At 52.7% G+C, this 10,993-nt stretch carries 8 protein-coding genes and 1 pseudogene; 4 read left to right on the top strand and 5 right to left on the bottom strand.

Annotated features, from left to right (window positions below; genetic code table 11):
* Nucleotides 1–55 precede the first annotated feature (55 nt).
* The 5 genes from J8X26_RS21335 to J8X26_RS21315 all read right to left on the bottom strand — a co-directional run bounded on the left by J8X26_RS21335 (nt 56) and on the right by J8X26_RS21315 (nt 5,214).
* The gene (locus J8X26_RS21335) at nt 56–310 is read right to left on the bottom strand and encodes a hypothetical protein (protein WP_208951877.1); all 255 of its coding nucleotides are present in this window, start codon (nt 308–310) and stop codon (nt 56–58) included.
* A gap of 495 nt (nt 311–805) precedes the next feature.
* Entirely contained in the window at nt 806–1,486 is a 681-nt protein-coding gene (locus J8X26_RS21330; protein WP_208951876.1) for a type 1 glutamine amidotransferase domain-containing protein, read from the bottom strand.
* A 98-nt stretch (nt 1,487–1,584) separates the two neighbouring features.
* Nucleotides 1,585–2,190: a TetR/AcrR family transcriptional regulator gene (locus tag J8X26_RS21325; RefSeq protein ID WP_208951875.1), complete on the bottom strand. Its 606-nt coding sequence runs from the start codon at nt 2,188–2,190 to the stop codon at nt 1,585–1,587.
* Nucleotides 2,191–2,340: 150 nt separating this feature from the next.
* Complete coding sequence (locus J8X26_RS21320) at nt 2,341–3,882, bottom strand: peptide MFS transporter (RefSeq protein ID WP_208951874.1); 1,542 nt, start codon at nt 3,880–3,882, stop codon at nt 2,341–2,343.
* Between the two features lie 387 nt (nt 3,883–4,269).
* Entirely contained in the window at nt 4,270–5,214 is a 945-nt protein-coding gene (locus J8X26_RS21315) for an aminoimidazole riboside kinase (protein WP_165060390.1), read from the bottom strand.
* 255 nt (nt 5,215–5,469) lie between these two features.
* Between J8X26_RS21315 and J8X26_RS21310 the strand changes: the two genes are divergently transcribed.
* From J8X26_RS21310 to J8X26_RS27735, 4 genes and pseudogenes are all read left to right on the top strand, one after another.
* Nucleotides 5,470–7,050, top strand: coding sequence for a carbohydrate porin (locus tag J8X26_RS21310; RefSeq protein ID WP_165060393.1), 1,581 nt, complete (start codon nt 5,470–5,472; stop codon nt 7,048–7,050).
* 75 nt (nt 7,051–7,125) lie between these two features.
* Nucleotides 7,126–8,496 (top strand): sucrose-specific PTS transporter subunit IIBC, encoded by a 1,371-nt coding sequence (locus J8X26_RS21305; RefSeq protein WP_152323904.1) that lies wholly within the window; start codon nt 7,126–7,128, stop codon nt 8,494–8,496.
* Nucleotides 8,496–9,902: pseudogene (locus J8X26_RS21300) on the top strand (sucrose-6-phosphate hydrolase); the annotation flags it as partial. The gene J8X26_RS21305 and the pseudogene J8X26_RS21300, both read left to right, overlap by 1 nt.
* The gene (locus J8X26_RS27735) at nt 9,894–10,964 is read left to right on the top strand and encodes a substrate-binding domain-containing protein (RefSeq protein ID WP_307803489.1); all 1,071 of its coding nucleotides are present in this window, start codon (nt 9,894–9,896) and stop codon (nt 10,962–10,964) included. The pseudogene J8X26_RS21300 and the gene J8X26_RS27735, both read left to right, overlap by 9 nt.
* Nucleotides 10,965–10,993: the final 29 nt, after the last annotated feature.

The raw sequence follows: 10,993 nt of genomic DNA, 5'->3' as shown, positions 1-10,993 counted from the left end.
TGTACGGATTACCTGAGGAAGTCGGCGACGAGGGGAGCTTTTATCTAAATCCGATTTATTCAACAAAGCCGAAAACAATCTCTATCGCATCTAAAATACGGTCATAATTAAGAATTCCGTTCCTCATTGCCTGGATTATTCTGATTGTTTCAGTTTCGTGTGAGTAATGTGAATCAGTGTCGAATACACCATACGCCATATAACCCAAATCGACAGGTACGGAGATCGCTCCGTTAATAAAACCTAATACTGAGTCAGGTGATATAATGACATTGGCAATGCGTGTGGCGATTTCCTCATAATTGCTCATGCTAATTCCTTTTATTAGCCAGTTCTTAGCGTGTGAGTATACTCCCCCTTTGGCAGTAGATATATTAAAAGAAAGTACACCAAGAAAAATGTTTTGACTGTCATAACGTCATTGGCGCCATGCGATCATTAAAAAATCAATCGCATCTGACGGATCCCGCTGACTTTACCTTTTTGTTTCGATGCCAACTGTTTAGCTTTTGGTGTACCGTTGCTCACCGGCGCGATTACGACCTCCCCGGTGAGCATTTGGGGTTTACCCGTAGACTGCCCAACTTTCCTAAGGCACCGTCGGGAAGCAACGGGAACTGCGCTGTTCGCGGTGGCTTATACCCTGCCGTGGATGCTAGGTATTCCGGTTGTGGTAGTGGCCGCGCTGGGATTAGGTATCTCATTGTCAAAACAAAGTAAATCTTCAGTTCAAAACTCTGAAAACGTGTAAACATCCTAAACTGAAGGTGACAGGAACACCCTGTCACCTTCATTCAATTGTCGCTTACGCCGACAGTTGTTTGATCAGCACTTCTGCCGTTTCCGTTGAGGACATCGGGTTTTGTCCGGTGATCAGCAGGCCGTCGCGGACGACATACGAACTCCAGTCAGCGCCTTTGGAATAGTTCCCGCCCTTCGCAATCAGCTCGTCTTCCACCAGGAAAGGCACCACGTCCGTCAGGCCGACCGCCTCTTCTTCCGTATTGGTAAAACCAGTGACTTTTTTGCCTTCCACCAGCGGCTTGCCGGCAGGTGTTTTTACATGACGCAATACGCCGGGAGCATGACAGACAAGCGCAACGTGTTTATCCGCCGACAGGAATGCTTCGATGAGTGCGATTGAGTTTTTATCTTCGGCAAGATCCCACAAAGGACCGTGGCCGCCCGGATAGAAAACGGCGTCGTAATCTGCCTGCGAAACGCTGTCGAGGCGAACCGTTGCAGCCAGTTGCGCCACGGCATCCGCATCGGCTTCGAAACGATGAGTCTGTTCGGTCTGGAAATCAGACTCATTGCTTTTCGGATCTAACGGCGGATTCCCCCCCTTCGGCGAAGCCAGCGTGATTTCAGCGCCAGCATCCTTGAACGCATAGTATGGCGCTGCCAGCTCTTCGAGCCAGAAACCTGTTTTACGTCCGGTATCGCCCAACTGGTCGTGTGAGGTTAAAACCATAAGAATCTTCATTGTAAATCTCCAGTGTAGTAGGTAAAAACGACCAAGTAGACCAGTCGTCTATTTATCGGGTAAATAAAAAACGGTGAACCGTTTGTGATACACCCCCGTCAGGGGGCGGTATGAATAATTTGCTGCGTCATGCTCATAGCCGAATCGAACGGGCCGGTATTGCGGACAATCTTAACCATAATGCTGGCACCGACCCAGAGCTGATAAAGGCTCTCTGCGACACGAGCGGGCTCATCATCAATGCTCAGGGAGCCTTCTGCGACGCCGGATTCTAACGCCAGCGTCAGGCGCGATATTATCCCCGACGTTCCCGCCTGTAAGGTTAAGCGCATGCTGTCGGAAAGATCGGCGACTTCTGCGCCAAGTTTCACGGCAAGGCATTTCCCCTGGCAGTCAAAAAATGACTGTAACTCCTGCCATTGCTGCCAGTAATTCATCAGGCGCTGCGACATCTTCAGGCCCGGCTGGCTCAGCGTGCTGTCAAGCTGCGCCAGATAATCATCAAAATAGCGCTCAAGCATCGCCGCGCCAAAGGCCTCTTTCGAACCGAAATAATGGTAGAAAGACCCTTTAGGCACGCCCGCGTCCTTGAGGATTTCATTGAGTCCGACCGCGGAAAACCCCTTACCGGCCATAATTCGCTGGCCAGTCTCGAGAATATGTTCGCGGACATCATTGTTATGGTGCTGAGTTGCTGTCGTCATGGGGCTAAACTATCAGCGATTAGACCAGTCGTCTACAAGTAAATTAGATAAATTGTCTTTTGCCCAAAAAAAAGAGGCCGATCGTCAGATCCGCCTCTTTCATTTTTACGTTGTTGTTCCGCTATTTAATGAGAATAGCGTTATGTCTTATCACGCATTGGTCGCGGGTTTCGTCTGTGAATTTTCCAGCATTTTGCGCATCGGAATGATCAGAACGAACAGCACTGCGGCACAGATCAGCAGCGAAATAGAACAACGCGCGAACAAGTCTGGCAGAACGTCCAGCTGATCGGCTTTTACGTGGCCGCCAATCAGCCCAGCCGCCAGATTACCCAGCGCACTGGCACAGAACCACAGCCCCATCATCTGGCCGCGCATTCTTTCCGGTGCCAGCAGCGTCATGGTCGCCAGCCCAATCGGGCTCAGGCAGAGTTCGCCAAGCGTCAGCATCAGAATACTGCCCACCAGCCACAGCGGGGATACCCCTGCTCCGCCGTTGCTCAGCACATTCTGCGCCGCCATCATCATGATCCCAAAGCCCGCCGCGGCGCACAAAATACCGATGATGAACTTAGTGATGCTGCTCGGACGCACATTATTCTGTGCCAGTTTCGGCCATGCCCAGCTAAATACCGGGGCCAGCAAAATGATGAACAGCGCATTGACGGACTGGAACCATACCGCAGGGATTTCAAAATCGCCGATCATGCGGTTGGTGTAGTCATTAGCAAACAGGTTGAACGAGGTCGGTTTCTGCTCAAACGCGGACCAGAAGAATGCCGCTGAAACCAGCAAAATGAAGCACACCAGGAGTCTGGCGCGTTCTTTGCGATTCAGACCGGCGAACACGAACAGATAGATGAAATAGAGTACGACCGAGGCCGCAATGACGTACACCAGCATGCTGGCGAGTGCGACAGGATTAATGACGATAATGCCCTGTGCGATCAGCGTAACGACAACCGCCACACCGGCCGCCAGCGCCAGCAACCAGGCGCCGACGCCTTTCTTTTTCGCGACCGGGCTGTTCCAGGTGGAATCCAGACCGACTTCGCTGTCATAGCGTTTCATCGCAGGAACGGCGTAAACACGGAAGATAATCAGTGCTACCAGCATCCCGATACCACCGATACCAAAGCCCCAGTGCCAGCCGTGGGTTTTGATCAGCCAGCCGGAAATCAGCGGTGCGATAAATGAACCCATGTTAATGCCCATATAAAACAGTGAGAAACCGCCGTCGCGGCGCGCATCCCCTTTTTTATACAGCGTGCCCACCATGACGGAGATACACGTCTTAAACAGGCCGGAACCGAGGACGATAAACATCAGGCCGATAAAGAACAGGTTGTCGCCAAACCACGCAGACAACGCAATCGCCAGGTGGCCGAGCGCAATCAGAATTGAACCGTACCAGACCGCTTTTTGCTGCCCGAGCCAGTTATCCGCCAGCCAGCCGCCCGGTAATGCGGCGAGATACATACAACCCGCGAAAATACCGACGATTGCCGATGCATTTTCGCGCGCCAGCCCCATGCCGCCGTCGTAAACGGTCGCGGCCATGAACAGAATCAGTAAAGGGCGGATCCCGTAAAACGAAAACCGTTCCCACATTTCGGTAAAGAACAATGAACCCAGCGGATACGGATGGCCGAAGAACGTCCGGCTCTCGTTTTTGTTAACAGAGGAATGCATAAATTCTCCAGAGAAAGTCTTTAGTCGTGCTTGTGAATACCGAAATGTCCGGCGGCATCTGGACGGCCGCTCTACGACAATCAGCTATTATTATGAGTAGCAAAATACCAGTCAGGTCTGGCGCCAACCGTGGGACTTTAAGATGAAAAGTCGACAGTTGTCTACTTTTACAGATTTTAAATCGGCAAAAAGAGAGGGGTTATTGGCATGAATATGGCGAGGGAATTTAACGCCTTGATAAAACAACCCTATGATTTATAGATAAATCTTATTGCACAAAATACCGGTGTTGAACTTTCAAAAAAGAACAGACGCCATGACCGCGCGTCTGTTCTGATCTGCCGGTTTCAGTGAAGTGAGCCGGAAATCTGCGTTGTCCGTTTCCCTTTACGGGAACGCCAGAGCGTAAAACTGCTCCAGATTTGCGCGATCCGGTAATGCCGTCATGGCCCCTCTGGCCGTCGTTGCCAGTGCCCCGCAAGCCAGCGCCTGACGGAGTGTCTGCTCCCAGTCGCTTTCTGAATTCAGCGGCCAGTGTTGCGCCAGTCCGGCCAGTAAACCGGCGACAAACGCATCGCCCGCACCGGTTGTATCCAGGGTTTTCACTTCAGGCGCCGGATATTGCATCAACGACGCATCTTTTTTGCGGTATACCGACACGCCATTTTTGCCCTGTGTGACCAGCAAAAGTTCAGGATTATGACGGTCGCACAAACGCAGAATTCCCTCGGAAAGTAGCGCTTCACCCGTCAGATATTCCAGCTCGTCTTCGGAAATCTTGATGATATCGGCCATAGACAGCGCCTGATTCAGGCAATCGCGTAGCTGATTTTCATCCGGCCATAAGTCGTGGCGAATATTTGGATCAAAACAAACGACGCCGCCGGCGGCTTTCATCTGCGCCATCGCCAGCACGGCGGAAGAGCGGCTGGGTTCTGCGGATAAAGCAATGGAACACAGATGCAGAAACTGCCCGGCTTTGAAGGCAGGAATATCCGTCGGTTGAAGGAATAAGTCCGCACCCGGACGCACCATAAAGGTAAAAGACCGTTCTCCATCGGCATCGTTTTCAACCACCACGGTTGACGTGCGATGGCTGACGTCAGGCAGCATGTGCTCGGTGTCCACACCTTCAGCGCTCAGCGTTTTCTTCAGGAATTTCCCAAACGGGTCATCCCCTACCCGCCCGATAAATGCGCTTTCTCCGCCCAGACGACTGATCCCCACGGCGACGTTAGCGGGCGCGCCTCCCGGACATTTCAGTAAGCGGCCATCCTCTTCCGGAATTAAATCCACCACCGCATCGCCCAGTACCCAAATTCGACTTTTCATTTTCATTCCCTGTATTCAATCCCTGTCTGGCTACAGGGTTAGGTAAAATAGAAGAACCGGTTTAGCTAATCAAGTACAAATGAATTATCCGTGTTTAGTGATAATTTGCAAAGAGGATCACAAATACGGGAAATGACGGTAAAACATCATTGATTAAATCGGGTGCGGGTGATTATTGTGCAGAGGAAAACCAGTTTAGCAATTTAGCAAAAATGGTTTTTCTCATAATAATTACACTTACCCTGAGGGATAAAAATGATGATGAAACCTCGCTATCTTGCTGTTGCTATTGGATTAATTCTTTCTGGCGCCGCGCAGGGAGCGGATACGTCGGTAAGTGCCATTGAGGCCCGCCTGAATGCTCTGGAGAAAAGACTGCAACTTGCCGAGAATCGCGCCGCCAAAGCAGAAGCCCGCGCCACTGAAGCAGAAAAACAGGTAAAAACGCTGGAAACACGCACCGCCAGCAATGAACAACAAACCCGTCAGGTGGCCAGGAATGCGGAAATAAATCAGCAAAAAACGGCTCAGGTGGCTGAACGTACCGAATCGTTAGCCAGCATTAACAACAAAACCAGCAGTGCGCCTGAAGGCTTCAAATTCTCAGGCTATGCCCGTTCCGGCGTGATCATGAATGATTCCGGCACATCAACCGAAAGTGGCCCGTACGTGACCCCGGCCGGGCAAACCGGCGGTGCGGTGGGGCGTCTGGGCAACGAAAACAACACCTACGTTGAATTAAATCTGGAACATAACCAGACCCTGGCCAGCGGCGCGACCTCCCGCTACAAAGTCATGCTGGCGGACGGCCAGCGCAGTTATAACGACTGGACCGGTGCAACCAGCGATCTGAACATCCGCCAGGCGTTTGTTGAATTAGGCTCTTTGCCGACGTTCAGTGGCCCGTGGAAAGATTCGACGCTGTGGGCGGGTAAACGATTTGACCGGGATAATTTCGACATTCACTTCCTCGATTCCGACATCATCTTCCTTGCCGGGACCGGTGGCGGTATCTATGACGTTAAATGGGGAGAAAACCTGAAAAGTAACTTCTCACTTTACGGACGTAACTTTGACGACCTCGAAAATAAGAATAAAGACGATACGCGGATTGAGAACTACATTGTCACGGCGAACAACTACGCCGGACCTTTCCAGTGGATGCTCAGCGGCCTGCGCGCCAAAAACAATCAGGATCGCGAAAATACCGGCACTCAGGGCATCACGAATGCCGCCGATACCGGCTTCCACACCCTGCTGGCGTACCACGGGGACAGCTTCTACGGGCTGCGCGACGGGACATCCACGACCGCACTGCTTTACGGTCATGGCTTGGGCGCAGAGGTTAAAGCGCTGGGTTCGGACGGCCATCTGACCGATGACGCCAATACGCTGCGTCTGGCAACTTACGGGATCACGCCGTTAAGCAAAAACTGGAGCATCGCCCCTGCCGTTCTGGCGCAGCAGAGTAAAGACCGCTATATCTCCGGCGATGATTACAAATGGGTGACGTTCAACACCCGCCTGATTCAGCAGATCACCGAAAACTTTGAACTGGCGTATGAAGGCAGCTATCAGTACATGGATCTCGATCCGCAGGGTTACAACGATTACAACAAGGTGAAAGGCGGATTCTACAAACTGACCTTTGCGCCAACCTTCAAAGTGGGTGATATCAGCGACATGCTGAGTCGCCCGGAAATTCGCTTCTTCGCCAGCTATATGGACTGGAGCAAAGATCTCGACCGTTATTCTTCCGGCGATTCGTTCGGGACAGATGGTTTTACCGCAGGCGGACAGTGGAATTTTGGTATCCAGATGGAAACCTGGTTCTAAAAAACAGGGTGTGATTCACCAGGACGCGCCCGGTTAAACCGGGCGATGTCGATAATAAAAACGGTAAGGGACAAAATGAATATCAATGCAATTGCCACGCAGTTGCTGCCATTACTTGGCGGCAAAGACAATATCGCCAGCGCGGCGCACTGCGCGACACGCCTGCGTCTGGTGCTGGCCGATGACAGCCTGATCAATAAAAGTGGCATAGAAAAAGTTGAAGGCGTGAAAGGCTGTTTCAGCAATGCGGGCCAGATACAGATTATTTTTGGTACCGGTCTGGTGAATAAGGTTTACGCCGAGTTCATCAAAGTGGCGGGCATCAGCGAGTCCAGCAAGTCTGAAGCGGCGGATATTGCGGCGCAAAAACTGAATCCGTTCCAGCGTATTGCCCGTGTGTTATCCAACATTTTTGTGCCGATTATTCCGGCGATTGTGGCTTCCGGTCTCCTGATGGGCCTGCTCGGCATGGTGAAAACCTACGGCTGGGCCAATCCTGAGAGCGCGATTTTTATCATGCTCGACATGTTCAGCTCGGCGGCATTTATCATTCTGCCGATCCTGATTGGCTTTACGGCGGCGCGTGAATTTGGCGGTAATCCGTTCCTGGGGGCCACGCTGGGCGGAATTCTGACCCACCCTGCGCTGACCAATGCCTGGGGCGTTGCCAGCGGTTTCCACACCATGAATTTCTTTGGTATTGAAATTGCGATGATCGGCTATCAGGGCACGGTATTCCCGGTGTTGCTGGCGGTCTGGTTCATGAGTTTCATTGAAAAACGCCTGCGAAAAATCATCCCTGATGCTCTGGATTTAATCCTCACGCCGTTCCTGACGGTGATCATTTCGGGATTCATCGCGTTCCTGATTATCGGCCCCGCCGGTCGCGCGCTGGGTGACGGAATTTCGTTTGTGCTCAGTACGCTGATCGCGCATGCAGGCTGGTTCGCCGGGCTGGTATTTGGCGGATTGTATTCCGTGATTGTGATCACCGGGATTCATCACAGCTTCCATGCGATTGAAGCCGGTCTGCTGGGGAATCCGAACATTGGCGTTAACTTCCTGCTGCCGATCTGGTCAATGGCGAACGTGGCGCAAGGCGGTGCCTGTCTGGCGGTTTATTTCAAAACGAAGGATGCCAAAATCAAAGCCATCGCCGTGCCTTCGGCCTTCTCGGCCATGCTGGGCATTACCGAAGCGGCAATTTTCGGGATCAATCTGCGTTTCATGAAACCGTTCCTCGCCGCGCTGGCGGGGGGGGCGCTGGGCGGTGCCTGGGTGGTGGCGATGCACGTGAATATGACGGCCGTCGGCCTGACCGGTATTCCGGGGCTGGCGATCGTACAGGCCAGTTCGATCCTCAGCTATCTGATTGGCCTGGTAATTGCTTTTGGCAGCGCATTCCTGCTGTCATTGTTGCTGAAATACAAAACGGAGAGTGAATGATGACGGAAACGAGCTTGCTCAAACAAGCCCTGCGCAGCGTGGTTGCAGGGCAGGTCAAAGCAGCGGCGGACCCTTACCGGCCCGGCTGGCATCTTGCGCCACCGGTAGGATTACTCAACGACCCGAACGGATTTATTCAGCATAAAGGCCGTTATCATGTTTTCTATCAGTGGAATCCGCTGGCCTGTGCGCATGGCGCGAAATTCTGGGGGCACTGGAGTTCGGCGGATTTACTGAACTGGCGGCACGAACCGCTGGCGCTGGCACCGTCGGAAGCCTACGAAACCCACGGCTGTTATTCCGGCTCTGCGGTCAGCGATCACGGTCACCTGACGCTCATTTATACCGGCAACGTGAAATACCCTGATGGCAGCCGCACGGCGTTCCAGTGTCTGGCGCGTGAAAACGCGAAAGGTGAATTTGATAAAACCGGCCCGGTGCTGGATTTACCGGAAGGCTATACCGGTCATGTGCGTGACCCGAAAGTCTGGCGAAAAGGCGGTCACTGGTTCATGGTGCTGGGCGCGCAAGATCTCAGCCTTCAGGGCAAAGTCTTATTGCTCCGCTCTGACGACCTGCTCAGCTGGGAATTTCTGGGCGAAATTGCCGGATCGAATCTGAACGGATTAGGGGATTTCGGTTACATGTGGGAGTGCCCGGATTTATTCAGACTGGACGGTCAGGACGTGCTGATTTGCTGTCCGCAAGGTCTGCCTGCGCAAGCAGACCGTTATCTGAATACCTTCCAGTCGGGCTATTTTGTCGGGCATCTGGATACCGAAAAAGCGAAGTTTCCGCATGGCGAATTCACGGAGCTGGATCTGGGATTTGAGTTTTATGCGCCGCAAACGACGCAAACCGATGAGGGGCGCCGGTTGCTTATCGGCTGGATGGGTATCCCGGACGGCGATGAGTTTTATCAACCCACGGTGGAAAACGGCTGGCTGCATACCCTGACCTGCCCGCGCGAACTGACGCTTGTAGCCGGTAAAATTTTTCAGCGCCCTGCCCGTGAATTGCAGGCTCTTCGCGGCGACATGCAGCAGTGGCAAGGGCTGGCGGACGACGCACCGGTTTGGGATGTTACCCGTGCTGAAGTGGACATTGAAACCGTACAGGCCTTCAACGCTGATTTTGGCGGAGACCTGCTGCTGAGATGGGACGGTGATTGTCTGCATCTGACGCGTAAAAACCGGCGCACCGGATTGCCGGAAGAACGTATCTGGCACGGCTCGTTACGCAAACTGACGGTAATGTGCGACAGCTCGGGCATCGAGATCTTCATTAACGACGGGGAAGCGGTGATGACCTCACGCTATTTCCCGGTATTGCCGGCCAGATTAAACTTCAGCGGCCATTACCCGATTGCGCTGCGCCACTGGCTGTTAGCCGATTGCGTGTTAGAATATAAACCTTTCCGGACAACAGAATATGGCGCAGTGAAAAAGACCAAACGCATCACTATCAGTGGCATAGCAGAGCTGGCTGGCGTATCGAAATCGACTGCCAGCCAGGTTCTTAACGGACACAGCAAGAAGTTTCGCATCTCCGATACGACGCGCGATCGCGTGCTTGCGGTGGCCGCCGAGCAGCATTATCAGCCCAGTATCCACGCCCGTTCACTTAACGTCACCCGCAGCTTCACGCTGGGTCTGGTTGTCCCGGAAATGACCAACTACGGTTTTGCGGCCTGTTCCAACGAGCTTGAAACGCTCTGCCGCGAGAACGGCATGCAACTGCTGATTGCCTGCACGGATGAGAACACCAGTCAGGAAACCATGGTGGTGAATAACCTTATCCAGCGTCAGGTAGACGGACTGATCGTGGCGTCCAGTATGCTCAGTGATGCGGAATACGTGAAAATCAGCCAGCAGTTACCGGTGGTTCTGTTTGACCGTCATTTGCAGGAAACGCAATTGCCGCTGGTCGTGTGCGAAGCCATCGAATCCTCGGCCGAACTGGTCGCGCGGGTGGCAAAAAAGCATCCGGATGAGTTTTATTTTCTCGGCGGCCAGCCACGCATCTCTCCAACGCGCGACCGTCTGGCCGGTTATCAGCTGGGGCTTGAGCGTGCGGGTGTTAGCCTGAATCCTGAATGGATAATGTACGGAAATTATCATCCCAGCTCAGGTTATGAAATGTTTGCCAATCTTTGTGCCCGGCTCGGGCGTCCGCCTAAAGCGCTGTATGTCGCGTCCTGCGGGCTGATGGAAGGAGTATTGCGTTATATGAGCCAGCACAAACTGCTCGGGAGCGATATTCATCTGTGCAGTTTTGACGATCACTATCTTTATGACTCACTCACGGTGAAAATTGATACCGTCGCGCAGGATTGCAAAGCGCTGGCAATTCATTGTTTTGACATGATTATCAGCCTGATCAATGAACAACCGACTGAGCAGATTCAAAGCTATTTAGCGCCAAAACTTCACTGGCGGCATCCAGATTCTGCGGAAACCACAAACTGAATATCATCCTGCGCGCATGAATCTGTTGA

The sequence above is a fragment of the Rahnella sp. ChDrAdgB13 genome (assembly GCF_017655185.1).
Classification (GTDB): domain Bacteria; phylum Pseudomonadota; class Gammaproteobacteria; order Enterobacterales; family Enterobacteriaceae; genus Rahnella; species Rahnella contaminans.
This window is presented reverse-complemented; position numbering and strand designations above follow the sequence as displayed.